The organism is Parasphingorhabdus sp. SCSIO 66989 (assembly GCF_032852305.1).
GTDB lineage: Bacteria > Pseudomonadota > Alphaproteobacteria > Sphingomonadales > Sphingomonadaceae > Alterisphingorhabdus > Alterisphingorhabdus coralli.
Map to the genome: position 1 here is coordinate 3168164 of NZ_CP136594.1, position 26605 is coordinate 3194768.

The following is a 26605-nucleotide window of genomic DNA, read 5'->3' on the forward strand; positions in this document are numbered from 1 at the left end:
CGACGAGCTCCGATGCGGTTGTAAGTTCTCGATCTAACGCGCCGCTCTCCCATGTTCCCATGACAGCCGCAAGACGCCATCGCTGTTTTTACGTAAGCACTCGCTTCGACGCTTGACCTGTCATCGCGGAACAGTCAGCTTCGCCGCATGACCGAAAATACCAACCGCATCACCCAAAATCCCGATATCCGCTATCTTGGCGAGGTGCTGGGCAATGTCATCCGCAGCTATGGCGGCGAAAAGCTCTTTCAGCAGACCGAAACCATCCGCTCGGCAAGTGTCGACCGCCACCGCAGGATCAGCGGCAGTGATGCGGTAGATACCGGGATTGATGCGCTTGATCTGGATGACACGCTCGCCTTTGTTCGCGGCTTTATGCTGTTCTCGTTGCTCGCCAATCTGGCCGAGGACCGGCAGGGCGTTACGCAGGAGCAGGGCGCGACTTTTGCCGAGGCGGTGGAACGGGTGCAGGCGGCAGGGGTCAGTGAAGATGCTATACTGGCACTGCTTGATGAGGGACTGATTGTCCCGGTCCTGACCGCGCACCCGACCGAGGTGCGGCGCAAAAGCATTATTGATCATAAGAACCGTATCGCCGATCTGATGAAGCTGCGCGATGCAGGCGTCGCGGAAACCGGCAGCGGCGACAGCGTCGAGGATGCGATTTACCGCCAGATCGCGCTGCTTTGGCAGACGCGGACATTGCGCCGTGACAAGCTGTTCGTCGCCGATGAGGTGGAAAACGCTCATGCCTATATGCGCGATGTGTTTCTGCCCGTATTGCCCGCGCTTTATGCCCGGTGGGAGCGGGTATTGGGCAAGCGCCCGCCCAGCTTCTTGCGGCTCGGCAGCTGGATTGGCGGCGACCGTGATGGCAACCCCTTTGTCGATGCGGCATCGCTGAAACTGGCGCTGTCGCGCGGCGCAGGCACGGTGATCAAGCGCTATCTTGACGATATTCATGATGTGGGGTCAGAACTCAGCATCTCGTCTGAATTGAGCCGGGTGCCAGAGCCGGTTCTGGCGCTGGCCGAAGCGAGTGGTGATGATGCGCCGAGCCGCTTTGACGAACCCTATCGCCGCGCGCTGACCGGCATTTATGCAAGGCTCGACGCAACCCATGCAGAGCTCACTGGAGACCCAAGCCATCGCCCGTCGTCTATTGAGGCCGAGCCCTATGCCACGCCGGAAGAGCTACGCGCCGATCTGGTGACCATTGCCAAGGGACTGGCCGAAGGCGGTGATAGCCATTTCACCAGTTCGGGCGCTCTGGGCCGGATCATCCGCGCGATTGACACCTTTGGCTTCCATCTCGCCACACTCGATATGCGCCAGAACAGCGATGTGCATGAGCGGGTAGTCGCCGAGCTGCTGCGCCATGCCGGGGTCAGCCAGGATTATCTGGCGCTGGTCGAGGCCGATCGCATCGCGCTGCTACAGGCCGAGCTGGAGCATAACCGGCCACTGGCGCGTACTACGGAGGGTTTCAGCGAAGAGAGCATCAAGGAACTGGCGATCATTCAGGCCGCTGCGGACGCGCATGCGCGCTTTGGTCCGGCCTGCATTACCACCTATAATATTTCCAAGGCGGAAAGCGTTTCCGATCTGCTGGAAGTCTATCTGCTGCTCAAAGAAGTCGGCCTGTATCACGCTGCCGATGGTCACGGGCCCGCGCGCGCCGCGATTATGGCCGTGCCGCTATTTGAGACCGTCGATGATCTCGACAATGCGCCCGACATTATGGCGCGCTTTTTCGCGCTGCCGCAGATGGGCGATATGGTCCGCGCACGCGGCGTGCAGGAAGTGATGATCGGCTATTCCGACAGCAACAAGGATGGCGGCTATCTCACCTCGACCTGGGGGCTCTATCAGGCAAGCAGCGCGCTGGCTGACGTGTTTGCCACGGCTGGAGTTGGGATGCAGCTTTTCCATGGCCGTGGCGGCGCAGTCGGGCGAGGCGGCGGCTCGGCCTTTCAGGCGATCCAGGCCCAGCCCAAGGGCACGGTGCAGGGACGCATCCGCATCACCGAACAGGGCGAGGTGATCGCTGCCAAATATGGCACGATCGAAACCGCCGCGACCAATTTGGAAGCCATGGTCTCGGCGACATTGCTCACCAGCCTGGCGCCGCAGGAACGGCCCGAACAGGACCGCCAGCACTATGCCGCCGCTATGCGCACGCTGTCCGACGCGGCATTCCATGCCTATCGCGGGCTGGTTTATGAGACAGATGGTTTCACCAGCTTCTTCCGCCAGATGACGCCGATTGCCGAGATTGCGACGCTGAAAATCGGCTCGCGCCCGTCCAGCCGCAGCAAGAGCCCGGCGATTGAGGATTTGCGCGCCATCCCCTGGGTGTTCAGCTGGGCGCAGGCGCGGGTGATGCTGCCGGGCTGGTATGGCGTCGGCCATGCGCTGGCGGCGTTTGAGGACACAGCGCTGCTGAAAGATATGGCGCAAAGCTGGCCGTTTTTCCGCGCCTCTTTGGGCAATATGGAGATGGTGCTGGCCAAATCGAATATGGATATCGCCGCGCTCTATGCCGAGATGGTCGAGGACGCCGATCTGCGCACCACAATCTTCCCGCGCATCCGCGATGGCTGGCAACGCACGCATGAAAGCCTGTTGGACATAACCGGCCAGTCGCGCCTGCTGGAAAAGACCCCCGCACTCGACACCTCCATCCAGCTGCGCCTGCCTTATATTGAACCGCTCAACCTGTTGCAGATTGAGTTGATCAAGCGGCATCGCGCGGGGGAAAGCGATGCGCGGATTTCCGAGGGGATACAGCTGACGATCAACGCTATCGCGACGGCGCTCAGGAATAGCGGGTGAAGTCAAAATCTCAGTCGGCCCCGCGCAGGCGGGGCTAGGGCTTTGACTCGCGCAAAGACGCAAAGGCGCGAAAGGATTGCATCAAGCACAAGTCCTTCTTTGCGGCTTAGCGCCTTTGCGTGAGAATAAAGGATAGCCTTGGCCCCGCCTGCGCGCGGCCGACGATAGGACGGACAGAAATAGAACCTAAACCACCTGCCCCGCCGCCCAACCGCTGGACCAGGCCCATTGGAAGTTATAGCCGCCGAGCCAGCCGGTGACATCGACGCCCTCGCCGATAAAATACAGACTAGACACTTTCTTTGCTTCCATGGTTTTGGAGGAGAGTTCCGCCGTGCTGACGCCGCCGGCGGTGACTTCGGCTTTGGCATAGCCTTCGCTGCCATTGGGGACAAAGCGCCAGTCGCTCAGCTGCCGCTGCCAGTCGCGCAATTGCGCGTCCTTGCATTCGCCCAAAGGCGCGGTGCGTTCCGACAGACGACCGCATAAGGCATCGGATAGCCGCTGCGGCAGATGTTGCCCCAACAGGCCGGGCAAATGCTGGCGCGGATGTTCTTGCTTGGCGCTGATCAGCCAATCCTCGGCACTATCGGGCAGAAAATCGATCTGCACCGCATCGCCCTTGCGCCAATAGGAGGAGATTTGCAGGATCGCCGGGCCGGAAAGACCCTTATGGGTGAACAAAGCCGCCTCGCGAAAAGCCGTCTTGCCGCATCGCGCGATCACAGGCGCGGACACGCCCGATAGTTCGCGGAACAACACATCCTCACCGCCGAGCGTCAGCGGCACCAGCGCCGGGCGCGGTTCGACGACTTTCAGGCCGAATTGCCGCGCCACATCATAGGCAAAGCCGGTGGCTCCCATTTTGGGAATACTCGGCCCGCCAGTGGCGATCACCAGCGAGGCGGCGGTCACGGTTGTATCGCCATAATCGACGGTGAAGCGCCCATCACTATGGCGAATATCGCGGATCGCGGCCCCAAGGCTGAGTGTCACCCGGTCATCGGGGCATTCATCCATAAGCATCGCGACAATCTGCTTCGCCGAGCCATCGCAGAACAATTGCCCCAGTGTTTTCTCATGCCAGGCAATGCCATGCCTATCGACCATGGCGATAAAGTCATGCTGGTCATAGCGGCTGAGCGCCGACTTCATAAAATGCCGATTGGCCGAAAGAAAGCGCTCCGGTATGGCCTGCAAATTGGTAAAATTGCATCGCCCGCCGCCGGAGATCAGGATTTTCTTCCCCGGCTTGTCAGCATGGTCGATCAGCAAAACCGAGCGCCCGCGCTGCCCGGCGACAGCGGCGCACATAAGACCCGCGCCACCGGCTCCGATGATGATGGTGTCATATTGGGAAATATGGGCAGTCATCACCGCGCCCTAGCGGGGATTGGCGCGAGGAGCCAGAGAGGTGTTGTCAGCGATTGCTCAGAAATGCTTATCCTCGAGCAATCCGGAAATGATCCTGCATCTCCTGCGACCGGAACAGGAAAATCGTCAGCACAATGTACATCACGATTTCGCGGCCATAGGCAGAATAGCGCCCGTCATTGGTCATCATGTCGAATGTCTGGATGGTGCACATCATCGCCAGCATGCCGAAGATCACAGCCATCGCGACCGGGGTTCCCGACCAGCGGGTGAGATAGCCGATAAGATAGACCGCGCCAGACGCAAAAATGATGATGAAATGCACCAGCTGGGTAGCGGGCAGGAAGTCAGGATTTTTGAGGTCGAGCAGAACAATTCCGGCGTATTCCAGCAGGCCGAGAAGGCCCCAGCCCAGCATGAACAAGGCACAAAGCAGGATAAAATACCGCATGGCCGTTGCGAAAAGCGCCATATCGAATCTCCAAAAATAGAATCTATGTTCTAATTGTTGACAGGACTCACTCGCTCTGTCAATAAACCGAATATACATTCTATTATTCGAGATTGATCACAATGAATGACACACCCTGGCAATCGGAAGTGCACTGGCGCCGCGAGGGGCAGCAGGACCGTGCGCACAAGACCCAGAATCGTGTTCTCGATGCGGCCGAAATCCTGTTTTTTGAGCAAGGCTATGATGCGACCTCGGTGCAGCATGTCGCTAAACAGGCGCAATGCTCGATCGGCTCGGTCTATCATCACTTCAAGGACAAAAAGGCGATTGCCTTTGCGCTGTTCGACCGGATGACCCGCGAATTTGAGCTGACTATGCGCGAAGTGATGGAGCCTGCACGATGGGAGGGCGCGGGGATCGCAGACATATTGCGGGAATTTATCGAATTCGCGATCCTCAACAACAAGGCCCGCCCCGGCTTCAAAAGCGCTGCGCTGGAAGCGGTGCGGCTTGATCCATCACTGGGCGATCATTTCCCGCAGATGCAGCGCAAAGCGAACAAGCAGCTCAAGGCACTGCTGCTGGCGCGGCGACAGGAGGTCGGCCATCCCGATCCGGCCTATGCCTGTGGCTATGTGCTCGACCTGCTGATCGCATTGATGCGCGCACGGTTCGATCCGCATGTGCAAAAGTCCCAGCTATCCCGGCTTTCAAACGCAAAATTCACCGAGCAGGCGCTGTCGCTTGCCTGCGCGTTCCTTCAGCTCGACAAACAGGAAACAGCCAATCATGTCTGAAACAAAGATCGCCATCGTCACCGGGGCCAATAATGGCATCGGATTTGAAACCGCTATCGGCATGGCCAAAGCGGGATATCATACCGTGCTCGCCTGCCGCAGCGAGGCCAAGGGCAAGGCCGCCATGGCCGAGATGCAAAAGCGTGTGCCCGGCGGCGAATTTGCGCTGTTGCTGCTTGATCTCAGCGATTTTGAGTCCGTGCGGCATTTTGCCACTGCGTTCCGCCAACACTATGACCGTCTGGATGTGCTGATCAACAATGCCGGGGTGCTGGATTATTCCGGCCGCAAAGCCAGCAACGGCTATGAACTGCAACTTATGACCAACCATCTCGGACATATGCTGCTGACGTCATTGCTGCTCGACAGGATGCCGGACGCACCAGAATCGCGGATCGTATCGTTGAGCAGCGTAGCGCATAGAGGCGCCAGGATTCACTTTGACGATATCCATTGTGAAAATACCGAAGGCGTCGCCGCCTATAGCCAGTCAAAACTGGCCTGCCTGCTGTTCGGAGATGAACTCAATCGACGGTTGCAGGCGGCGGGCAGACAAGTCCTTTCGCTCTCGGTGCACCCCGGTGGTTCGGATAGCGGCCTCTTCGATGATATGTCGCGGCTACAATATTACACCATGAAGATACTCGCCCCCTTCATCATCCATAACAATGCCTCCGCAGCGAAACCGTCACTCCACGCCGCATTATCTCCCGACGCAAAGGGCGGCGATTTTTATGGGCCCCAAGGCTTCAAGGAATTACGCGGCAAAGCGGGGAAAGCCGTGCGTGATGCCTCTGCCCAAGACCCGGCGGTCGCGAACAGGCTATGGGAGGTCTCGGAAAAGCTTATTGGTGAGCCATTTCGGTTAGGGTGATGCGGCGATGAAAGCCCTATCCACCCACGTTTTCAAGCGTCAGCGATAGCAGTCTCTGGGGCTTCCATGATTTGCTCCGCAGCCGCCACATCCTCCGGCTCCACCGCATCAGCCAACCAGCGGTCCATGACCGCGCAGGCGGTCAGGTCCCCCGCGACATTGACGCTGGTGCGGCACATGTCGAGCAGGCGGTCGACGCCGAGCAGGATGGCGATGCCTTCTGGTGGCAGGCCGATGGATTGGAGGATGCCGCCAAGAATTACGATTCCGACCCCCGGCGTACTCGGGCTACCGATAGAAGCACCGACCACGGTGACAGTGAGCAGCGCAAAGGTCGCGATATCGAGTTCAACGCCGTAAAGCTGGGTCAGGAACAGTGCGGCGACCACCTGATAGAGCGCGGTGCCGTCCATATTTACCGTTGCACCGAGCGGGATGATGAAACGGGCGATAGCACGGCGCACACGCAGTTTCTCGGTGGCAATGCGCATGGATAGCGGCATGGTGGCGGCCGAGCTGGAGGTGGCAAAGGCGAGCAATTGCGCATCGGCAATGGCGGGGAAGAATTGGCGAGGGTCGCGGCGGGCAAAGACCGTCACGATCAGGCCATAGACGCAGAGCAGCAGCGCCAGCCCGCCGAGTACGGTGATGATATAGGCCGACATGCCGAACAGCGCGGTGATACCGACACGCATCACAAAATCACCGATCAGGCCAAACACCGCCAGCGGCGCAAGCAGCATTGCCCAGCCGACAATTTTGAGCACAATATCCTGTAGCGATTGCAAAACCGCCTGCATCGGTGCCGCGCGTTTCTCGCCGATGGCCAGCATCGCCAGTCCCAAGAACACCGAGGCGATGACGATTTGCAGCATATTCTCATAGAGCTGCGCCTCGGCGAGATTGCTGGGGATCATCGCCGCGATCTGTTCGGCAACGCTCGGCGCTTCTTCCTGAAGCTCCTGCGGCACGATAGCAGCGGCGGTCGGGATATCTCCTGCAAGCGAGGTCAATTCAATATAGCTGCCCGGCTGGATCACCGTCGCCATGGCAACGCCGATCAGCACAGCAAAGGTCGTCGTCGCGACAAAATAGGGGATGATGCGCAGCGCCACTTTGCGAAGGAAGTCAGGGTCGCCAGAGCCGACGATACCCAGCGCAATCGACGACATGATCAAGGGCGTCACGATCATCTGGATCATATTGAGAAACAGGCTGCCGGGCAGGCGCAGCCAATCGCCCCAATATTCCGCCTGCGCCGGCGTAATCGCAAAGCGGCTATCACCCACCGGGCTGAGCGCCAGCCCGAGGATGATCCCGAGCACCATGGCGACAATAATCTGCGCCCATAATTTTGTCTGGATCAGCCGATGAATACTGGCGAGGCGCATCCGGTAGAGCTCCGTCACCTCATCGGGCAACAGCCTTTCGGGACGCGATAGATTGGGACGGGGACTATCTGGACTCTGGGTCATAGCGTTGCGCCTTTGCGATCCTGTCCCCTGGGCCTTGGCCCGTGCGGGAATCGATAGCAAAACTACAGCGCGCTGACCATGAGAAAGCGATTACTGAACGCAATTAGGTATAGCGTTCAATCCGGCTGGTAGAGGTTTCGCGGGTTGGCCCTAAGGCTAGCTGGTGGACGCACTCAACGTCAGCACCGATTGGGTATTCTCCTCAATCGCCTTGTCGCTGAACCACCAATAGATTTGTGCATCCTTATCGGTCCAATCGGTGATTTGGTCGGCGAGATGGGGGTGGAATGTCCGGCCCACCGCACCACCCGGCAAGACGGCACGGACCTTGTCCGGGTCATTCAGGTCCGCTGTCATCCGCAAGGAGGCGAACCATTGCGAGTCAAAGGGCTTCTCATAAGGATAGAGCGCCCGCAAAATCGTCTCGCCGGAACCGGGCATTGCGACATCGCGATTGCCGGTGAGTGACCCGACCCAGCCATCAAGCCTGAGCGGACCTGTGAAGCCGATCTTGCGCACATCGCCCCAGCGCCAATTCTCTATATTGTCGCCATAGTCGCTCGCCAATCGCTCTTGTGCCGCGCGTCCGGCGCGGCGGATCATATCGGCGAGGTTTTCCGTTTCCGGGGTGCGGGTGTCGTCGAACCAGGGCGATGTTCCCTCCCGCACCATGGCATCAAAGCGCTCCTGCCAGACATACCAGTTGGAGAGATAGGCGGTCACCGCTTCGGGTCCGAGTTCATCCTCATAGGTCAGCCGGGCGAGATGGCGCATAACCTCCTGAAACAGGGTTGGCCCCACTTCGCCCAGATCATCCCGGTGATTCCAATCCTGCAGCGTCTGTCCGATCTGCTGAATGTCGGCATCCTCGTCTTCCAGCAGAGCAGCCGCCATGATCGGGGCAATATCGCGCGCAAAGACATTCAGCGTGTCATATTGCGCCGCCCAGGACTCCTCGGCGTTGATCGTCGGCTTGTCGTTGAAAATCTCCGACATCCGGCGATAGCGATAGGATGGCGATGCATAGCTTGTGTAGACATAAGGATAGTCCGCAGGTGCGGTGAAATGATTGGCTGTGCCGGTCCAGCCGCGCTCGGGATCAATCTCGCCGGGCATTTCCGCTGCCGGGATGCGCCCGCCCCAATTGTCCTCGCCATCGACTACAGGGAACGGCGCCATGCCATCACCGCGCAACCGTATTGGCGCGACCCCGCTGGCGCGGCGACCAATGCGCCCGGTAACATCGCCAACGACAAAATTGAGCGACACCATATGTGCCAAGCCGATCGCGTCGAGTGCTTCTTCAACGCTGGTGGCCGCCATCAGCGCATCGAGACCCAGTTCTCCGTCCATATATTCGGCAGATGCCCAGCGCATGGTGAGTACCGCGCCGTCGCCCTTTTCAGGATCATGATCGGTAATCACCGGGCCGCGCCGGGTTAGCCTGATAGCCAGCTTTTCCTCCCTGATGCCATTTTCGGCGGCATCATCCTTGATCCGGATGGTTTCGGACAAGGTCTCGAAAGGCAGTGACTGATCGCCTTCCATATAATTGTCAGGATTGTCGGGATCGATAGTCTCGACATAGAGGTCGACCGCATCAGCATAAGCATTGGTCACGCCAAAGGCGATATGGTCATTACGTCCGATGACCACACCCGGAAGGCCTGCGCTGACGCCGACAACCCGTACCTCAGGGGTGATCAGCGCAACAGGATGCCATGATCCGGGCAGGTTGCGGCTGTCGAGATGCGGGTCATTGGTGACCACGGCGGCTGGGGTGCCACTTTTGGCACCGCTCATCGCCCAGTTGTTACTGCCGCCATGGCCCTGCTGGCGCCAGCCGCCTCTGGTCCATGCAGCGGGAGCACCTGTTTTGCTTGCCCAGCGGGACAGCGTAGCTGCTGTCTCTTCTTCGGCAGGCGCAGCTTCAGGGTTATCAGGATTGACGACAATCGGCGCGATTTCCTGAAACTTCTCTTCACCAATGGCCTGGATGACCTGATGCGCGATCAGCTCGGCATCAAAATTGGCGGCGCTGCCCCAGCCCATGAAGAAGGTGACCGCAAGCAGATCCTCTACGGTCCACACCTCCGGTTCAAAACCAGCAAGCGAGAAAGCCATCGGATGGGTATCCGCATGGTCGGTAATATAGCTATTGAGACCCTCGACATAGGGTGTGAGGCTGCGAAGGGCATTGGGGGAAAGCAATTCCATCTGCCGCTCGGCGATACGGCGAAAGCCGATAACACGCGCCTCCTTGTCAAGATTGACAATGGCGTCATCCGCGCCCGCGCCAAACACTTCCGAAAGACGTCCCGATGCTGCTCTTTTTGCCGCCTCCAGCTGGAACAAGCGATCCTGCCCGGCGACAAAGCCCTGCGCACGGAGAGCATCTTCCATGCTCTCGGCATAGATATAGGGCATGGCCTTTTCATCGCGCACGACGCGCACTGGACCCTGCAGGCCGGGCAGTGCGAGCTCTCCATCGGTCTGTCGATCATTGAGTGATGGTAGGAGGAACCATGTCGCGGCGAGGCCGATAACGGCAATCACCAACAATCCGATCACTATTCTAACGATAAGGCGCACACGCCCTCCCCTTGGCTTATTGGTCTATTTTTTTTGGGGAGCTTAACGTGATCTCTCACTTTTGTAAGAGGTATTCGCCTTACAAACGCTCCAGCCGCACTTTCAGGCCATCGCGCGGTTGCGGGATGGGCCAATATTGAAAGTCGGGATCATAGCCCGGCTCGGTGACGATGCGGTTGGTGGTCAGGATTTCGTGCATCAAAATCTTGATCTGCATATAGGCGAAATGGAGGCCAAGGCACATATGCGCGCCGCCGCCAAAGGGCACCCAAGCGAATTTGTGCCGCTCGCGCACCTGTTCCGGGGTGAAGCGCATCGGATCAAAGCGCTCGGGATCGGGCCAATGCTCTTCCATCTTGTGGACTGCACCGGCGCTGATGCCAACCGATGTGCCCGCGGGGACCTTATACCCCATAAACTCAAAATCCTTGACCGCACGGCGGGGAGTAGAAGGCACGGGCGGGATCAGCCGCAGCGATTCCTTAAACGCCATTTCGGTCAATTCCATCTTGGCGAGATCATCAAATGTCAGCTGGCCATTGGGCGCGACTTCGAGACATTCCTCACGCAGCTTTTCCTGCCATTCAGGATGCTGGCCGAGCAGCATCACCAGCGATGTCGCCGAAGAGGTGATGGTGTCATGCGCCGCCATCATCAGAAAGTTCATATGATCGACAACTTCATCCTCGGCGAGCAGCGAGCCATCATCATGCGTCGCACGGCAGAACTGGCTGAACATATCCGGTCCCTGCTGCTCGCGCCGCTGGCGCACCTGGGGGGTGAAATATTCGGTAAGATATTTGCGACCGGCAACACCGCGCGCCATTTTGGTGAATGGCCATGGTCGTCGGGCGACGCCAACCGATGCCTGTACCATATCGACAAAGGCGGTGTTAATCCTGTCCGCTTCCGGCCCCCAGGGAATACCAAGAAAACTGGTCGCCGCGAGATCGAGCGTCAGCTTCTTGATTTCAGGATAGAAGAGAATGTCCTTGCCCGACCATGTCTTGACCCGTTCGGAAATACCCTCGCCCAGCTTTTCAGCATAATGGCGCATCGGCCCCGGCTTGAAGGCAATGGAAAGCGCTTTGCGATCAGCGCGGTGATGGTCAAAATCCATCAGCATCAGGCCGCGCGGGAATAGCAGGTTGAGCACCGGCCCCCAGCCCTGCTCCGAGGAGAAGGTCTTGTTGCGGTCAAACAGCACCAGTTCATTGGCATCCGCCCCGACCAGCGCCACCTGTTTACGGCCAAATTGCCGGGTGCGATAGATCGGCCCATAGGTGTCGTACATCTTCCAGCCAAAGGCGCGCGGATCTCTGAGCGCGGTAAAGGTGTGGCCGATAATCGGCGGGCCATAGTCACCGGGCAGATGGTCAACACCGCCTTCCGGCATACGCACCCAATGCGGGTTTTCGCTATCGGTAAAGCCGGGATTGGCGGACATGCGATTTGGCGCCGCACGCGCAGCTTTCTCTTGAGCAATATCTGCAACCACCGTCGCCATCGCGTTTCTCTCCCTACGGTCGGCATAGTCTTGCCGACACTGTTATTAATCGAACGATTAAATATCCTATGAACATAGGTGTTAGCAAGAGATTTGCCGATCAGATTATCGAGGCGTTCGACAAGCAGCCGATGATAGGCGGAGCCAATGCCTTACCGTGGCATAAATCAATGAAAAACCAGTGATTAGCGCCAAAGGCTGACTCTATCATTCATCCGCAATTCAATCACTTTCCTCTAACTCTAACGATGGAACGAGAGGAGTATAGGATGAAACGAGAAAGCTGGAATAGAGTAAAAGCATTCTGCATAGCCGGACTTGCTGGTCTCACCCTTTCCGGCTGTGTCGGCTTTGGGGCCGGCTTCGGCGGAGGCTTTGGTGGCGGCGCGGTCGTCAACGACTTCGCCTACTATGATGGCTTTTGCGATCCCTATAACCCCTATGATGTCTATAATGACTGCGACTTCCGCAACGGCTTTGGCAATATCGGTTTTGCCGGTGGCCATTTTAACAACTTTTTCTACCCCGGTTACGGCCTGTTCGTCTTTGACCAGCGCGGTCGGCGGTTCAACATGCCGCCGGGCCACAGGCGCCACTGGGCACGCGAACGCTATCGCTATCGCCAGGGCTTTCTCGGTCGCAACGTAGATCGCTTCCAAAGAGCCGAAAGGCGCGAACGCCTTGCCGAAAGGCGGGCGCGCAATGACGCGCTGACACCGGCAGAACGCGCTGAACGGCGCGAGCGCAGAGCGGAGCGACGCGCGCGCAATGCCGATCTAACGCCTGCTGAACGTGCAGAACGGCGTGAACGTCGTGAGGCGCGGCGCAATGATCCTGACTATCGCCGCGGCAATGGCAATCGCAACCGCAACGACCGTCGCGGACGGCGTGGCAATCGTGCCAATGATGGCGGGAATGGCAGCGCTGCAGCTGTCGCGCCGCGACGCGGCCGCAATGTGACAAGTGTGCGCGATCGCCCGCATCGGGCCGCAGGGCAGCGCCGCGCTAATCCAAGCCGCCAGGCACGACCCAACCGTCAGGCGAGACCTAACCGGCAGGCGCGGCCCAATCGCCAAGCTCGTCAAACGCGTCAGGCAAGGCCCAATCGCAGCGCGCCGCGTACCAGGACATTCCGGTCAGATCGACCGCGTATGTCACCACGTGGTCGGACACAGCGCAGCACGACCAGCATTGACTGATCCTATGAGAACACTTGGCGCTGGCACTGCGCGAAGCACCATAGTGACTAAAGTTTAGGAGCTGTGGAAGTATGGTTTGCTTTTTCAGCCTGTTCGACAAGCCTGCCCGTTCTCACCGATCATAGGCGGAGATTAATCTTTTTCTGCAATAGCCGTTAGGAGACAAACAACTAAGCATCGCCTATAAACCGGCTTAGCTTCTGAGCATTTGCGGGATCACGTGACCAAAATTCGCCTTTCCATCATTGATCAATCGCTCAGAAGCGGTGATGCACCTGCCAGTGAGGCATTTGCAGACAGTATAGCGGTTGCGCGATTGGCTGATCGGCTTGGCTATTACCGCTATTGGGTCTCAGAGCACCACGCCAATCCATCAATCTGTGGCAGCGTGCCGGAACTCTTGCTGACCGCGATTGGTGCACAGACCGGTCATATACGCCTCGGCACCGGCGGGATCATGCTGCCGCATTACAGCGCCTATCGTGTCGCCGAGATCGTTTCGACACTGAGCAATCTCTATCCGGGGCGAATTGATGCCGGGCTTGGTCGTGCGCCGGGTGGTGATGTTGCCGTCTCCTATGCGCTGGCACAGGACCGTCGACCGCAATTTGAGAAATTCGCCGAGAGTCTGCAGATATTGCGTGGTTATCTGCAAGGCGAAATCCAACACCCCATGCTGGTACCCGAACCGGTTACGCCTATACCCCTTCACATATTAGGCACCAGCCCACACAGCGCGGTGCTGGCCGGACAAATGGGCATGCCTTATGCCATTGGCCGATTCATCAATCCGCAGGCCGGGAGCGATCTTGCCGCGCGCTATCGGGACCATTTCGTTCCAGCCCATCCCGATGCTCAGCCGCATGTTATTCTGGCGACAACGGCTTTGGCAGCAGAGGACAGCGAGCGTGCCGAGCTGCTGCGCAAGAATGTCTATGTCAATTTCGTCCATATGCTGCTCAAAAGCGATGGCAAAGGCTTGCGACCGCCAGAGGACACGCAGGACTATAGCTTTGATGAGGCCGAAGCGTTGGCGGTTGGACGACAGGCGCGAATTGCCGCCTTTGGCACAGGTGAAGAGGTGGTCGAAAAGCTCCATGCGATGGCGCAAGATTTCACCGCAGATGAGATTATGTTCACGTGCAACACATATCATCTTGCCGACCGTCTCGCTTCGCTGCAGCTGATTGCCGAGGCAGCGGGCATGGACGGCACCGCCAATGGCGGCAACACTGGACGGCTGTTTGACCGACAAAGGCCCGATGCCGCGCCAACAACGCTTGCATAAACTAGCGTGCTCTGACAGGCAGCATCATGGCTGTCCGCAATCCCAATTTCGATAAAAGACGCGATACCCTTGAGTCCGAGGCCGGGTATGACAGCCCGTTGCAGGTGCTGTTTCTCGACGGCGAGGCGCTGGTGGTGGATAAACCGGCGGGCATGCCGGTAACGCCGACCAAATCGGGCGAAGTGGGTGTCGAATGGCTGGCGCATGATATGCGCTTCGGCTTCAAACGTCCTCCTTTGGCCGTCCATCGACTTGACCGCGATACTTCGGGATGCCTGTTAATGGCGCGCAATAGTGGCGCGCTAAAACGCTTTGGCAGTGCCTTTGCCGAGCGGGAGGTGCATAAAGTTTATCTTGGCATTGTGGCGGGCGCACCCGAAGATGAAGCAGGCGAGATTGCCATGCCGCTCGACAAGACCAGCACCGAGGCTCTGGGCTGGTGGATGCATCCCGACCGCAATGGCAAGGCCGCGATAACCCGGTGGCGGGTGATAGCGCAGCATGACGGTCATAGCCTGATCGCCTTTGTACCGATTACCGGGCGCACACATCAGATCCGCGCCCATGCCTATTTTGCGCTCGGCCTGCCGCTGCTGCATGATCCGGTCTATCGTGCTGGCCGCAGCGCCAAGCCCGCTGACAGCAAAGGCGATACGCGGACCATGCTGCACAGCTGGCATTTGGAGTTTGCGCGCTCTGGCAAGAACGATGTGTATGCCACTGCGCCACTGCCCCGTGATTTCGTCAATCTGGGCTTTGAAGATGACTGTGTTGCGCCGTCGCTATTGGCTGAGTTGCTTGCCGAGCCGAAAGACCATGGCTGAACGCTGGCAGGACATTTGGGAGACCATTCCCGCTGATGCGGTCAGCGAGCAGTTTATCACCGCATCTGGCCCTGGCGGTCAGAATGTCAACAAGGTAGCGACTGCCGCGCAGCTGCGGATCAATGTCTTCAGGCTTGAACTCGCTCCGCCAGTCTATGCCCGGCTGAAATCATTGGGTAGCGCCTATCTCACCAATTCCGGAGAGATGGTGATCACCGCCAAGCGCCATCGCACCCAGGCCGCTAATCGTCTTGATGCGCGCGAGCGTTTTGTGAGCCTGTTGCAAAAGGCGCGCACCCTGCCCGCGAAGCGCAAGAAGAGCCGTCTCAATCGTGTTGGCAAGACAAAACGGCTTCAGGGCAAGAAAATCCGCAGCGCCGTCAAGAAGAGCCGCGGCAGGGTGCGGCCCGAATAGGCATCTGGCGATAAAGCAACCCAGTCTCTATATCCACTGCATGTATGATTTTGCCCCCGCTTCCAACGCCACCAAGGCGCAACTCTATGACGATCTGCTGAGCGCCGCCAAAGCGCTGACTCAGGGCGAACCCGATGCCATCGCCAATATGGCCAATGTCGCGGCATTGATCTGGCAGTTTCTCCCCGATCTTAACTGGGCCGGCTTTTATCGCGTGGTGGCTGACGAATTGGTGCTGGGGCCGTTTGTGGGTAAGCCAGCCTGTATTCGTATCGCTATAGGTCAGGGCGTCTGCGGCACCGCCGTTTCCGAAGCCAGGGCGCAGCGTGTCGATGATGTCCATGCCTTTCCCGGCCATATCGCTTGTGATGCCGACAGCCGATCCGAGCTTGTCCTGCCGATCATCGCCGACAATCGGGTAGTCGCGGTAATCGATCTCGACAGCCCCTTGCCAGCACGCTTTGACGCTGAGGATGAACAGGGCATGATGCAATTGGCGGCACTTCTGGGCGACAGAATGGTCGCGTAATGATGATTAATCCATTTCGGATTTAATGCATCATTTCAGGACAGTTTGCCCTAAAAGGCCGCTCATATCCGGCAATTTACATTTCAAATATGGTTCATATCGGATTAAAATGGTAACGCTTCGCTAACCAACATTCTGGGTCAACGCGTGCCATAGTATCGCGCCGGGGCCTGATCAGGGAGCGATTAACCATGACCATCCGCCCAAAAGCACGCAATACTCTTTCTGTCGCAAGCTGTGCTGCGTTGGCCATAGCAACCGTCGGCCCAGCGTCTGCGGCCGAATCGCTGCACCATGGCGACACCAACACCGTTGGCGACATGATCGGCACAATGCATCAAACGCAACAGCCGGTCGTTACCCAGCAGCGGCTTGATGATGGTACCTTGATTACCACCACCACAACGTCCGGCCCGGTCTATGACCCTTCGGTTTTTGTCACAGATGGTGGTCCCATGTCCCCTGGTGTACCAGCAGCGCAACCCGCTGCCCCGATCGCCCCAGCAACAACGCAAGATGGTCGCTATAATGGCCAATGGACCGGTAACTATGTCGGCCCCGATGGACGCACCTATCAGGGGCAGTGGACCGGCACCTATCAGGACCCTCAAGGGAACACTTTACAGGGCGAATATCGCGGCACCTATACTGGCGAGAGCCGTTTCACCGATGCCAATGGCAATCCGGTGGGTGTCGATTTTGGTAATGGCGCTGTGCCAGCCGCGCCCACTGCACTCCCGACAGCAATGCCCGGTTATCCGGGATATCAAGGCTATCCCGGTTATCCGGTTCAGCAGACCAATAGCAACCTTAGCTATCTGACCGAGCAACTGGAAGAGTGCCGCCGCGATAATGGCATTGGCGGCGCGCTGATCGGTGGAGGTCTTGGCGCCCTGGCGGGCAATCGCATTGCCGGTCCGGGCAACCGCACTGCAGGCACGCTGATCGGCGCGGGTGTCGGTGCCGTGGCTGGCATGGCAATTGATCAGGCGGAAAAGAACCCTTGTGATGATCTGGAGCGCCAAGTCGCCGCTGCGCGCCAGCAACAGCAACAGGCCGCCTATAATCCGTATGGCGGATATCCTTATGGATATGGTTATGGCTATCCTGCCTATTACTATCCGCCGCAGACAGTGACGACGATTGTTATCCAACCGGGCTCAAGTGCAGCGAGAACGACCTATGTTCAAGGTGGCGGATATTCGTCACCCAATAGCAAAGTGGTGCGTCGGGCGACCAAGAGAATTCCGCGCTAAAGCATAGTTCCGGCAAAGCCGGAATTCGCCGCTAGGCGCAGGCCGATGCTCCGCAGCCACAATCAGGCTCCACAACCCCGAAGTGGCGAGAACGCAGCGATGATCTCAGATAATCCTGCATCGCCAGCGCAGGTGACAAGCGCGTGTCGACAGCCATCTTCTGCAGCCGATCTTGCTGGAATCGCTCCTCCATGCGCTCGATCCGGGCGAAAATCTCTTCGCTGGCCTTAACCAGATAGCGGCTATGCGGATCGAGCGTGGCAACGACGTCTGGGTCGCTTGAAGCAGCCTGGCCGAGATCATTGGACGCTGCGCGCAGTTGACGCTCTGATAGCTCCCCGGCGAAGTAAGCCTTTCGATTCAACAACCATGCAATCGAATGCATTAGTCGCGTCGTTACTTTCAGTGATTCACAAGAAAGCTCTACCTGTCGTGTTGGGGACAAGACAGTGTTCGCGAGATCGCGTGTTCCGGTGTCGGAAAAATGCGCTCTTGCCTCTTCGGCGAGCGCCATAGACTCATAATATAGCGAGTCCACCAAAGCGGGCGTTATGTTTTTCGAGAGGGGCATGACATCTCTGTTACATAATTTCGCATTGCAGTGCAGCAATAATTTCTATCAGCAGCTGCGCAAAACCCTCATGTGCCAATGTGAAACAGATCAACTTATTGGTTTTAATGAATATTAATAGACCCTTATTCGGTGATGTTACATCGCGAGAAACCATGGAAGGTCACTACAAAGACCCCCCGAAATTTTACATATGGCAAATTTGCAACGGTCTTTCAGGCAATGATATCGGGGATCAAATAATCCTCAATGACGGCAATCTGGTCCTTCAGCTTTAGCTTGCGCCGCTTCATGCGCGCCAGTTGTAGCTGGTCATGACCGCCACTGTCCGCCAAGGCATTAATCGCGACATCAAGATCGCGATGCTCCAGTTTGAGCTGCTCTAGCTTCTGCCGCATCGCCTGTTCGTGCACATCGCCTCCGATAAGCTGGAATACTGAAATAGGTCCTTTACAGTGTCCCGCAAACACAGCCAATTGTCACGCGCTGAATAGAATATGGGGCCAGTGCAACGCGATCTACAGATGATCAGGATCAAGGATTTGCAGGACCGGTGCCCATAGCCCATCCAAATTGGTCAATATTGAAGTGTTACGGGGGAGACTCCCACGACGCTTTGTGGTTTACTCTACGACTTCCAACGCGAGTCGAAGGAGACACCCATGGACAATGGACATTATCAGGCCCTGAAAAGCAAACACGAAGCTTTGGACGCGGAAATTCATGCCGAAGAGCAGCGTCCTCATCCTGATGATATCCGATTGTCCGATCTCAAAAAGCGCAAGCTTCGACTTAAGGAAGAACTCTCGGACGCCTGAGAGACCATAAAAGAACCAGTCTGGCAGGATGAATGCCATACCGACAATAGCATAGCGGTTTACGCTGTGCTAAGCCCTTGACTATGACCCCGACACAGACTGCTCCACGCCAGATTCTGACCGAATTGCACGAGATTATGGCGGCGCGGGCCAATGCCCAGACCAAGCTTAATCAGGTTGTCGAGATAATCGGCAAAGCTTTGGATAGCGAGGTTTGTTCAATCTATCTGCTGCGGGAAGGGGTCCTGGAACTGTTCGCCACACGCGGTCTGAATCAGGACGCGGTGCACGTCACAAAATTGGCGCTGGGCGAAGGGCTGACCGGCCATATCGCGCAAAATGTCGAGATTCTCAATCTCGCTGAAGCCGAAGCGCATCCCGATTTCCAGTATCGCCCGGAAACCGGTGAGGAACGCTTTCACAGCTTTGCCGGCGTACCAATCATTCGCCGCGAACGCGCCGTGGGTGTTGTTAATGTCCAGCATATCGAGCCACGCCGCTATGAGGATATAGAACTCGAAGCGCTGCAGACAGTCGCCATGGTCATCAGCGAGATGATCGACAATGCCGATATGATCGATCGCGATACCATGCTCGATACCGGCATTGCCGCCAGCGGGCCGCAGCGCCTTGACGGCCTGACGCTGGTCAAGGGTCTGGCCTCGGGCAATGCCGTATTTCACCAGCCAAGGATCAAGATTGAGCATGTAGTGGCCGAGGATATCGAGGCTGAGCGGCAACGCGTCTATTCGGCCTTTTCGCGGATGCGCGAGCAGATCGACCATATGGCCAACCAGGCCGAATTTGGTGTTGGTGGCGAGCATGAAGAAGTGCTCCAAACCTACAAGATGTTCGCTTATGATGAAGGCTGGTCGCGCCGGATCAACGAGGCGATTGACAGCGGTCTGACCGCAGAGGCGGCGATCGAACGGGTGCAGCAGCGCACAAGGATGCGGATGCGCCAGATTGATGATCCTCTGCTTGCAGACCGGATGCATGATTTGGAAGACCTCGCCAATCGCTTGCTGCGCATTGTGTCGGGCCAGATCGGCACCGCCGCGCAACTGGGCCTGCGCGAAGATACGATCTTGATCGCGCGCAATCTGGGACCAGCCGAGTTGCTCGAATATGATCGACGGCGGCTCAAGGGTGTGATCCTCGAAGAAGGTTCACTCACCGCACATGTCACCATTGTCGCACGCGCCATGGGGATCCCGGTTATCGGCCAGGTGCGGACCATCCGCCACCTTGTGCGCGAAGGCGATCCACTGCTGATCGACACCATAGAATCGACCGTCCATGTGCGGCCAATCGATGCCGTGATTGATGCCTTCAACGCCAAGCTCAACCGCCGCAAAAAGCGGCAGGCCGGGTTTGCCGCTTTGCGCGATCTACCCGCTGTGACAAAGGATGGCGTGCCGATCACCCTGTTGGTCAATGCTGGCCTGCGTGATGATGTCGGGGCACTCTCGCTGACCGGTGCGGACGGCATCGGCCTGTTCCGTACCGAATTCCAGTTTCTGGTGAGCGCCACCATGCCAAGACGCGAGCGCCAGACGCGGCTCTATCGCGATGTTCTGGATGCCGCCGGGGACAAACCGGTGGTGTTCCGCACCGTCGATATTGGCGGTGACAAATCGCTGCCCTATCTCGCCACTGACAGTCCGGAGGAAAACCCCGCGATGGGCTGGCGTGCACTGCGGGTGGCGTTGGAACGTGACGGCTTGATGAAGGTACAGGCCCGCTCCTTGCTCGAAGCTGCTGCAGGACGCACGCTGAGCGTGATGTTCCCGATGGTCGCCGAGCCTTGGGAATTTGCGCGCGCCCGCGACATATTTGAAGGGCAGCGTCAGTTTCTGATCGATCATAAGAAACTGCTGCCAGACCATGTGCGCTATGGTGCGATGCTTGAAGTTCCTTCACTGGCGGAAACGCTTGATCTTTTGCTGCCCGAAATCGACTTTCTCTCTATCGGCACCAATGACCTAACCCAGTTTCTCCTCGCCGCTGATCGCGCGCATCCGAAACTGGCAGAACGCTATGACTGGCTGAGCCCGGCAATCTTCCGCTTCCTGGCAAGGATTGTCCGCACAGTGGAGGGCAGCGATACTGACCTCACCGTCTGTGGCGAGATGGGCGGGCGCAGGCTTTCCGCAATGGCGCTATTGGGTATTGGCATTACCCGGCTTTCGATCACGCCTGCAGCGGTTGGTCCCATCAAAGCCATGATCCGGTCGATCAATCTCGCCGAGGTGCGTGAAAAGCTTGAGACTGTGCTGGCGAAACCACCGGAAAACATGCGCCAGACGTTACGGGATTGGGCGCATGACCAGAAGATTGAGGTCGATTGATCGCATTTGCGTCCCAACCTGGCGCATCCGCAAAAATTCTGCGTAAAATCGGCTATCTAAAGCAATGTAAATATTGACGTTTGGCAAGATGTTATAGAAGGTAAAACGCCAGAGGCTCGATAAGTAGAGATGGGATCGCGCGCCACCATGGAAGACGTGCCGCTGCAAAATGGCGAATTCAAGTTGCTGACCTCTGGCCAGCGCTTGCGTGAAGCGCGCCAGGCGGCGGAGATGGAGCTTTCAGAGATTGCCGCCAAAACCCGCGTTCCACTGCGCCATCTGGAAGCGGTTGAAGAAAGCCGCTTTGATGATCTTCCCGGGCGCACCTATGCCATTGGCTTTTCCAAAGCCTATGCCCGGGTCGTCAATCTGCCTGAAGACGCGTTTCTCGATGATCTGCGCGAAGAGATAAACGAAGCGGGCATGGAGCCAATGCGCCAGAGCGATCCGGTGCAATATGCTGCAGAGGACCCATCGAAAGTCCCTTCCGCCAAAACCGCATGGATCATCGCACTGGTCGGTATCGCGGTCATTATTGGCGGCTATTATCTCTGGCGTAACCAATATTTCAGCGGCTTGAGCAGTGGCGAAACCGCGCAAGTTGCGGATAATGCAGATGCAGATGGCGCTGCCGAAGGCGATACGCAAAACACTGCGTCAAGCAATGCAACCGTTGAGCGCCAGGCCGATGGTTCTATTACCGCGCCGGCGACCGGCGATGTCGTGTTCACCGCAACCGAGGACAATGTCTGGGTCAAATTCTATGACGGCTCAGGTAAACAATTGATGCAGAAGCAGATGGCACTGGGCGAGACATATGTGGTGCCCGCCGATGCCGATAACCCGCAGATATGGACCGGACGGCCCGATGCCTTTGCCATAACCATCGGCGGTGAAACCGTGCCGCCCCTGGGCACGGCTGATCGCTCGATAAAGGACGTGCCGGTCAGCGCATCGGCATTGTTGGCGCGCGGTGCGGCAGAAGAGAGCACCGAAGAAGAGTAATTGCAGACGATAAAGCTGTGCGCCGGAAGGCGGTTCAGCATTGCAAAACGATTCTCAGTCTATCAAAACATGTCATTATGGATGATTGGCATTTTTTAGCGCCGACAAGAAAGAGGATGCGCAAATCTATGACACAGCTTTTTGGCCGCTCATTTTCCACCCGATCGGTAAGCCGAAGCGCCATGGCGCTGGCTATGACCTTTGCCATTGCGGCCCCTGCCAGCGTGCAGGCGCAGGACAATAATCTGGATGCGCGGGTCAAGCGCCTCGAAGCCGAAGTCCGTGCCGTCCAGCGCAAGGTGTTCCCCGGCGGGTCAGAGCGCTTCTTTGAACCCGAAGTGCAGGCAGAGACGGCTAATGAAGCGGCAAAGCCCAATGCCACCAATTCGGCTGTTGCCGATCTGCTGCTGCGCGTCGATGCGTTGGAAAGCCAGCTTGCGACGCTGACCGCGCAAGGCGAGGAGAACAGTTTCCGCCTTGGCAAGATTGAAGAGAAACTTGCCGCGATGGAAGCTGCAGCCGCGCCTCCCGAAGAGGAGGAAGAAGCCACCTATGAACCCAGCGATGAGCGCATTGCCGCCGTGTCCGCCATTGTGAAGCCGGAGAGCGATGATGCTGGCGAGGATGACTATATTTACGGCTTCCGCCTGTGGGATGCTGGCTATTATCCCGAGGCCCAGCAGCAACTGGCGCTGACGGTCGAAACCCATCCTGAACATCGCCGCATCAGCCATGCGCGTAACTTGTTGGGCCGCGCTTTTCTCGACGATGGCAAACCGGGACGGGCCGCAGAGATATTGCTGGAAAACTATCAGAAAGGCGCACGCGGTGCCCGCGCTCCAGACAGCCTTTATTATCTCGGCCGCGCATTAATCGCCAGTGGCGAGAACACCAAAGCCTGTGCCGCCTTTACCGAGCTGGCTGAGGCCTATCCCGATATTGCGTCCGGGCGATTGTCCAACAATCTCGCTAGCGGTCGCAGCGATGCGGGCTGTAGTTGAGCAAGACCGATACGTCCCGGCGTGATGATGGCGCGCTGCTAAACGCATTGCGTACAGGCTTTGCCAGTTTGGTTGGCAGCGAGGATGATAAACATAGCGGGATTGCCATTGCGGTATCCGGTGGACCAGACAGTATGGCCCTGTTGGCACTGGCGCGAACGCTCTGGACGGAACGGATTAAGACCGCCACCGTCGATCATGGCCTACGGCCTGATAGCGCAGAAGAAGCGCAAATGGTCGCTGATTATTGCGCCAAGGCCGCAATCCCTCATGCGATTTTGCGGCCCGACCAACCGATCACCGGCAATGTGCAATCCGCCGCCCGGGCCGCGCGCTATGGCCTTCTGGATAGCTGGCGAAAGCAGCAAGGCTGCCAATGGCTGCTGACCGCACATCACGCCGATGACCAGCTTGAGACGATGGTGATGCGGCTAAACCGAGGCAGCGGTGTCGCCGGGCTCGCCGGAATCCGCACGCGCAACGGCCATATTCTTCGCCCGCTCTTGGCTGTCGGCAAGGCCGATCTTCTCGCCTATTGCCAGCGCCATGATATCCCTTTTGTCGATGATCCCTCCAACAGCGATGCCCGCTTTGACCGGGCGCGGCTGCGTACGCAACTGGCGCAATGCGACTGGCTTGATCCCGAAACCGCGACACAATCCGCGCATGCACTGGCACAGGCAGACAGCGCGCTGCACTGGATGGCGCAGCGCGAAACAGACGCCCGCATCACCGAGCAGCAAGATGCGCTGATCTGCGATATGCACGATAGCGCCGCACTGCCGCATGAGCTGGTCCGGCGAATCACAAAACTGGCACTGGAGCGCGCGCAACCGGGCCTAAATCCGCGCGGCGAGGCGCTGGAGCGTGTCATTGATGCGCTGAAATCCGGACAGACTGTGACGCAAGGCCATGTGCTGTGCCAGGCAAAAGATGGGCTTTGGCGTTTTTCCATCGCGCCGCCGCGCGCAAATAATGGATATAAAGCAGGTACTTAGCAGAGAGGCGTAGCCCGCAACCCGCGCCCTATGTCAAAAATTCATCATATTGCGCCATGGTCTGAACCATATTGCACTTGCGGTTTTCGTTCTTATCTCAAATGATGATATGCTATGTTGGCCTTTAGTGCCTGCTTTTGGAGCCTTTGAAAGAGATACTGACACATGAATGACGATCAGGAACCGAATACCCCCAATCCCTGGATCCGCAATATGCTTATCTGGGCGGGCGTTATCATTGCGCTGCTGGTGGTCGTGTCGATGTTCAATTCCGGCGGTGCCAATAGCCGCGCCACGGAAATCAGCTATTCGCAATTCCGTGACCGTATCTCAGCAGGGACTTTGACCAAGGTCGAGATAGCCGAGGACCAGATTGTCGGTATCTCCAGCGATGGTAGCCGCGTCGTCGCCACACCGGTGGGCAGCGATGCCAGCCTGGTCGAGCTGCTGGAAAGCAAGCAGATTGAATATACCGGTCGTGCGCCGGAGAAGACCAGCCTGCTAACCGTTATTCTGATTCAGGCACTGCCCTTTGTGCTGATTATCGCGATTGCCTTCTTCATTATGCGACAGGTGCAGAAAGGCGGCGGTGCTGGCGGCGCAATGGGCTTTGGCAAATCCAAGGCCAAGATGCTGACCGAGAAGCAGGGCAAGGTGACCTTTGCCGATGTTGCCGGCATCGATGAAGCGCGCGAGGAACTGCAGGAAATTGTCGAGTTTCTGAAAGACCCGGCGCGGTTTGCGCGGCTCGGTGGTCAAATTCCCAAGGGTGCTTTGCTGGTCGGTTCGCCCGGTACCGGTAAGACGCTGCTGGCGCGTGCCATTGCGGGTGAGGCGGGTGTGCCGTTCTTCACCATTTCCGGCTCGGACTTTGTTGAAATGTTTGTCGGCGTCGGTGCAAGCCGTGTCCGCGATATGTTTGAGCAGGCGAAGAAGAATGCGCCGTGCATTGTGTTTATCGACGAGATTGACGCGGTTGGCCGGTCGCGTGGCCATGGTCTGGGCAACTCCAATGACGAGCGCGAGCAGACGCTGAACCAGCTGCTGGTCGAAATGGACGGCTTTGAGGCCAATGAGGGCATCATCATCATCGCCGCGACCAACCGCCCCGATGTGCTTGATCCCGCGCTGCTGCGTCCGGGCCGCTTTGACCGTCAGGTTGTGGTGCCGGTGCCTGATATTGATGGCCGCGAGAAAATCCTTGAAGTGCATATGAAGAAGGTGCCGCTGGCGCCCGATGTCAGCTCGCGGATTATCGCGCGCGGCACCCCCGGTTTCTCCGGCGCAGACTTGGCCAACCTCGTCAATGAGGCTGCGCTGCTCGCCGCACGCCGCTCCAAACGTCTGGTTGCGATGCAGGAGTTTGAGGACGCCAAGGACAAGGTCATGATGGGCAGCGAGCGCAAGTCCATGGTGATGACCGAGGATGAGAAGAAGATGACCGCCTATCATGAGGCGGGCCATGCCATCGTCGCGGTCCATGAACCGGCGTCTGACCCGATCCACAAGGCCACGATCATCCCGCGTGGCCGTGCGCTGGGCATGGTGATGCGCCTGCCCGAGCGCGACAATTACAGCTATCACCGCGATAAAATGTACGCCAACCTCTCAGTCTCCATGGGCGGCCGCGTCGCCGAGGAAATCATCTTCGGCTATGACAAGGTATCCTCCGGAGCCTCGGGCGACATTCAATACGCCACGCAACTGGCGCGCGACATGGTCACCAAATGGGGCATGTCGGATGAGCTCGGCCCGGTGCAATATGAGGAACAGGCCGATGGTTATCTCGGCATGGGCCAGACCCAGCGCACCATGATGTCCGGCGACACCTCCAAGGCCATCGACAAGGAAATCCGGCGCATCATCGACGCCGGCTATGACAAGGCGAAACAGGTGCTGACCGATAATGAGGACCAGCTCCACGCGCTTGCCAAGGCATTGCTAGAATATGAAACGCTGACCGGCGATGAAATACAGGCCGTCATAAAGGGCGAGGAAATCGACCGCAACGACAAGCCCAGCGGCCCGGCGATCACCAAGCCAAGCGTTGGCGCAGCGATCCCCAAAGCCGGTGGCCGCAAAGGGCCGTTCAGCAATCCCAATCCTGAAGGGGCGTAGGGCGCTAACTGGCGATACGAACAATAAGGGGTCATGGTAGACAAAGTCTACTGTGTACTTTTCTTATGGCAGTGATCAATAGGAACAGCGTCTGCTTTCCTATTGATCACTGCTAACCCTAGTTTTGATTATACTTGTCCCCAAAGTAGACACGCTCACTCGCAAAGACTAGCGTGTCGGGCAGTATTTGCTATCAGTGGTGTATGTATTCGAACAGAGAAAACATCCTGCCTGAGAATGTACTTGTCGTAGAACTCGACACCGACGGTCCCGTGCTTGCAGTAGACACATTGCGATGGGCGGCAAGCGTAGTAGATTTCCTCC

Annotated in this window: 22 protein-coding genes; 15 read left to right on the forward strand and 7 right to left on the reverse strand. The window is 57.9% G+C overall.

Going from position 1 to position 26605, the window contains the following annotated elements; all coding sequences use genetic code 11:
• Positions 1-147 precede the first annotated feature (147 nt).
• Positions 148-2835, forward strand: coding sequence for a phosphoenolpyruvate carboxylase (gene ppc / locus RB602_RS14800; RefSeq protein ID WP_317081658.1), 2688 nt, complete (start codon positions 148-150; stop codon positions 2833-2835).
• A 186-nt stretch (positions 2836-3021) separates the two neighbouring features.
• On the opposite strand, the gene RB602_RS14805 is transcribed toward ppc, so the two are convergent.
• Complete coding sequence (locus RB602_RS14805; protein ID WP_317081660.1) at positions 3022-4209, reverse strand: BaiN/RdsA family NAD(P)/FAD-dependent oxidoreductase; 1188 nt, start codon at positions 4207-4209, stop codon at positions 3022-3024.
• 67 nt (positions 4210-4276) lie between these two features.
• Positions 4277-4681, reverse strand: coding sequence for a hypothetical protein (locus RB602_RS14810; RefSeq protein WP_317081662.1), 405 nt, complete (start codon positions 4679-4681; stop codon positions 4277-4279).
• Between the two features lie 101 nt (positions 4682-4782).
• On the opposite strand from RB602_RS14810, the gene RB602_RS14815 reads away from it, so the two are divergent.
• Together RB602_RS14815 and RB602_RS14820 are read left to right on the forward strand one after the other, a co-directional pair.
• Complete coding sequence (locus RB602_RS14815; protein ID WP_317081664.1) at positions 4783-5460, forward strand: TetR/AcrR family transcriptional regulator; 678 nt, start codon at positions 4783-4785, stop codon at positions 5458-5460.
• The gene (locus tag RB602_RS14820) at positions 5453-6334 is read left to right on the forward strand and encodes an oxidoreductase (protein ID WP_317081666.1); all 882 of its coding nucleotides are present in this window, start codon (positions 5453-5455) and stop codon (positions 6332-6334) included. The genes RB602_RS14815 and RB602_RS14820 overlap by 8 nt, the downstream gene beginning before the upstream one ends.
• 32 nt (positions 6335-6366) lie before the next feature.
• Here RB602_RS14820 and RB602_RS14825 read toward each other — a convergent pair whose 3' ends face one another.
• The 3 genes from RB602_RS14825 to RB602_RS14835 form a co-directional block, all read right to left on the reverse strand.
• Positions 6367-7809 carry a dicarboxylate/amino acid:cation symporter gene (locus RB602_RS14825; RefSeq protein ID WP_317081668.1) on the reverse strand — a complete coding sequence of 481 codons (1443 nt, stop codon included), beginning with the start codon at positions 7807-7809 and terminating at the stop codon, positions 6367-6369.
• A gap of 156 nt (positions 7810-7965) precedes the next feature.
• Positions 7966-10401: a penicillin acylase family protein gene (locus RB602_RS14830; RefSeq protein ID WP_317081670.1), complete on the reverse strand. Its 2436-nt coding sequence runs from the start codon at positions 10399-10401 to the stop codon at positions 7966-7968.
• Between the two features lie 79 nt (positions 10402-10480).
• The gene (locus tag RB602_RS14835; protein ID WP_406568424.1) at positions 10481-11848 is read right to left on the reverse strand and encodes a cytochrome P450; all 1368 of its coding nucleotides are present in this window, start codon (positions 11846-11848) and stop codon (positions 10481-10483) included.
• A 329-nt stretch (positions 11849-12177) separates the two neighbouring features.
• Between RB602_RS14835 and RB602_RS14840 the strand changes: the two genes are divergently transcribed.
• The 6 genes from RB602_RS14840 (at position 12178) to RB602_RS14865 (ending at position 17419) form a co-directional block, all read left to right on the forward strand.
• On the forward strand, positions 12178-13107 hold the full coding sequence (locus RB602_RS14840; RefSeq protein WP_317081672.1) for a hypothetical protein: 930 nt from the start codon (positions 12178-12180) through the stop codon (positions 13105-13107).
• A 220-nt stretch (positions 13108-13327) separates the two neighbouring features.
• On the forward strand, positions 13328-14395 hold the full coding sequence (locus tag RB602_RS14845) for an MsnO8 family LLM class oxidoreductase (protein ID WP_317081674.1): 1068 nt from the start codon (positions 13328-13330) through the stop codon (positions 14393-14395).
• A gap of 26 nt (positions 14396-14421) precedes the next feature.
• Entirely contained in the window at positions 14422-15219 is a 798-nt protein-coding gene (locus tag RB602_RS14850) for an RluA family pseudouridine synthase (protein ID WP_317081676.1), read from the forward strand.
• Positions 15212-15634: an alternative ribosome rescue aminoacyl-tRNA hydrolase ArfB gene (arfB, locus tag RB602_RS14855; protein ID WP_317081678.1), complete on the forward strand. Its 423-nt coding sequence runs from the start codon at positions 15212-15214 to the stop codon at positions 15632-15634. Before RB602_RS14850 ends, arfB begins: the two co-directional genes overlap by 8 nt.
• Before the next feature lie 40 nt (positions 15635-15674).
• Positions 15675-16163: a GAF domain-containing protein gene (locus RB602_RS14860; RefSeq protein ID WP_317081680.1), complete on the forward strand. Its 489-nt coding sequence runs from the start codon at positions 15675-15677 to the stop codon at positions 16161-16163.
• 191 nt (positions 16164-16354) lie between these two features.
• Positions 16355-17419 carry a glycine zipper 2TM domain-containing protein gene (locus tag RB602_RS14865; RefSeq protein WP_317081682.1) on the forward strand — a complete coding sequence of 355 codons (1065 nt, stop codon included), beginning with the start codon at positions 16355-16357 and terminating at the stop codon, positions 17417-17419.
• Between the two features lie 31 nt (positions 17420-17450).
• Here the strand turns inward: RB602_RS14865 and RB602_RS14870 are convergent, their stop codons facing one another.
• Both RB602_RS14870 and RB602_RS14875 read right to left on the reverse strand, forming a co-directional pair.
• Positions 17451-17990: a DUF1465 family protein gene (locus RB602_RS14870; RefSeq protein ID WP_317081684.1), complete on the reverse strand. Its 540-nt coding sequence runs from the start codon at positions 17988-17990 to the stop codon at positions 17451-17453.
• A 215-nt stretch (positions 17991-18205) separates the two neighbouring features.
• Positions 18206-18403: a YdcH family protein gene (locus RB602_RS14875; RefSeq protein WP_317081686.1), complete on the reverse strand. Its 198-nt coding sequence runs from the start codon at positions 18401-18403 to the stop codon at positions 18206-18208.
• A 249-nt stretch (positions 18404-18652) separates the two neighbouring features.
• Between RB602_RS14875 and RB602_RS14880 the strand changes: the two genes are divergently transcribed.
• The 6 genes from RB602_RS14880 to ftsH all read left to right on the forward strand — a co-directional run bounded on the left by RB602_RS14880 (position 18653) and on the right by ftsH (position 26281).
• The gene (locus tag RB602_RS14880) at positions 18653-18808 is read left to right on the forward strand and encodes a YdcH family protein (RefSeq protein ID WP_317081688.1); all 156 of its coding nucleotides are present in this window, start codon (positions 18653-18655) and stop codon (positions 18806-18808) included.
• A gap of 83 nt (positions 18809-18891) precedes the next feature.
• Complete coding sequence (ptsP, locus tag RB602_RS14885; RefSeq protein WP_317081690.1) at positions 18892-21159, forward strand: phosphoenolpyruvate--protein phosphotransferase; 2268 nt, start codon at positions 18892-18894, stop codon at positions 21157-21159.
• Between the two features lie 147 nt (positions 21160-21306).
• Positions 21307-22164: a helix-turn-helix domain-containing protein gene (locus tag RB602_RS14890; protein WP_317081692.1), complete on the forward strand. Its 858-nt coding sequence runs from the start codon at positions 21307-21309 to the stop codon at positions 22162-22164.
• A gap of 128 nt (positions 22165-22292) precedes the next feature.
• Positions 22293-23165: a tetratricopeptide repeat protein gene (locus RB602_RS14895; protein ID WP_317081694.1), complete on the forward strand. Its 873-nt coding sequence runs from the start codon at positions 22293-22295 to the stop codon at positions 23163-23165.
• Positions 23162-24163, forward strand: a complete 1002-nt coding sequence (gene tilS, locus RB602_RS14900; protein WP_317081696.1) for a tRNA lysidine(34) synthetase TilS — start codon at positions 23162-23164, stop codon at positions 24161-24163. The genes RB602_RS14895 and tilS overlap by 4 nt, the downstream gene beginning before the upstream one ends.
• A 165-nt stretch (positions 24164-24328) precedes the next feature.
• Complete coding sequence (gene ftsH / locus RB602_RS14905) at positions 24329-26281, forward strand: ATP-dependent zinc metalloprotease FtsH (protein WP_317081698.1); 1953 nt, start codon at positions 24329-24331, stop codon at positions 26279-26281.
• Positions 26282-26605 lie beyond the last annotated feature (324 nt).

Coding starts and splice junctions, on each gene's coding strand:
- ppc (WP_317081658.1), top strand. CDS start 148: ATGACCGAAAATACCAACCGCATCACCCAAAATCCCGATATCCGCTAT.
- RB602_RS14805 (WP_317081660.1), bottom strand. CDS start 4,209: ATGACTGCCCATATTTCCCAATATGACACCATCATCATCGGAGCCGGT.
- RB602_RS14810 (WP_317081662.1), bottom strand. CDS start 4,681: ATGGCGCTTTTCGCAACGGCCATGCGGTATTTTATCCTGCTTTGTGCC.
- RB602_RS14815 (WP_317081664.1), top strand. CDS start 4,783: ATGAATGACACACCCTGGCAATCGGAAGTGCACTGGCGCCGCGAGGGG.
- RB602_RS14820 (WP_317081666.1), top strand. CDS start 5,453: ATGTCTGAAACAAAGATCGCCATCGTCACCGGGGCCAATAATGGCATC.
- RB602_RS14825 (WP_317081668.1), bottom strand. CDS start 7,809: ATGACCCAGAGTCCAGATAGTCCCCGTCCCAATCTATCGCGTCCCGAA.
- RB602_RS14835 (WP_406568424.1), bottom strand. CDS start 11,848: ATGTCCGCCAATCCCGGCTTTACCGATAGCGAAAACCCGCATTGGGTG.
- RB602_RS14840 (WP_317081672.1), top strand. CDS start 12,178: ATGAAACGAGAAAGCTGGAATAGAGTAAAAGCATTCTGCATAGCCGGA.
- RB602_RS14850 (WP_317081676.1), top strand. CDS start 14,422: ATGGCTGTCCGCAATCCCAATTTCGATAAAAGACGCGATACCCTTGAG.
- arfB (WP_317081678.1), top strand. CDS start 15,212: ATGGCTGAACGCTGGCAGGACATTTGGGAGACCATTCCCGCTGATGCG.
- RB602_RS14860 (WP_317081680.1), top strand. CDS start 15,675: ATGTATGATTTTGCCCCCGCTTCCAACGCCACCAAGGCGCAACTCTAT.
- RB602_RS14865 (WP_317081682.1), top strand. CDS start 16,355: ATGACCATCCGCCCAAAAGCACGCAATACTCTTTCTGTCGCAAGCTGT.
- RB602_RS14870 (WP_317081684.1), bottom strand. CDS start 17,990: ATGCCCCTCTCGAAAAACATAACGCCCGCTTTGGTGGACTCGCTATAT.
- RB602_RS14880 (WP_317081688.1), top strand. CDS start 18,653: ATGGACAATGGACATTATCAGGCCCTGAAAAGCAAACACGAAGCTTTG.
- ptsP (WP_317081690.1), top strand. CDS start 18,892: ATGACCCCGACACAGACTGCTCCACGCCAGATTCTGACCGAATTGCAC.
- RB602_RS14890 (WP_317081692.1), top strand. CDS start 21,307: ATGGAAGACGTGCCGCTGCAAAATGGCGAATTCAAGTTGCTGACCTCT.
- RB602_RS14895 (WP_317081694.1), top strand. CDS start 22,293: ATGACACAGCTTTTTGGCCGCTCATTTTCCACCCGATCGGTAAGCCGA.
- ftsH (WP_317081698.1), top strand. CDS start 24,329: ATGAATGACGATCAGGAACCGAATACCCCCAATCCCTGGATCCGCAAT.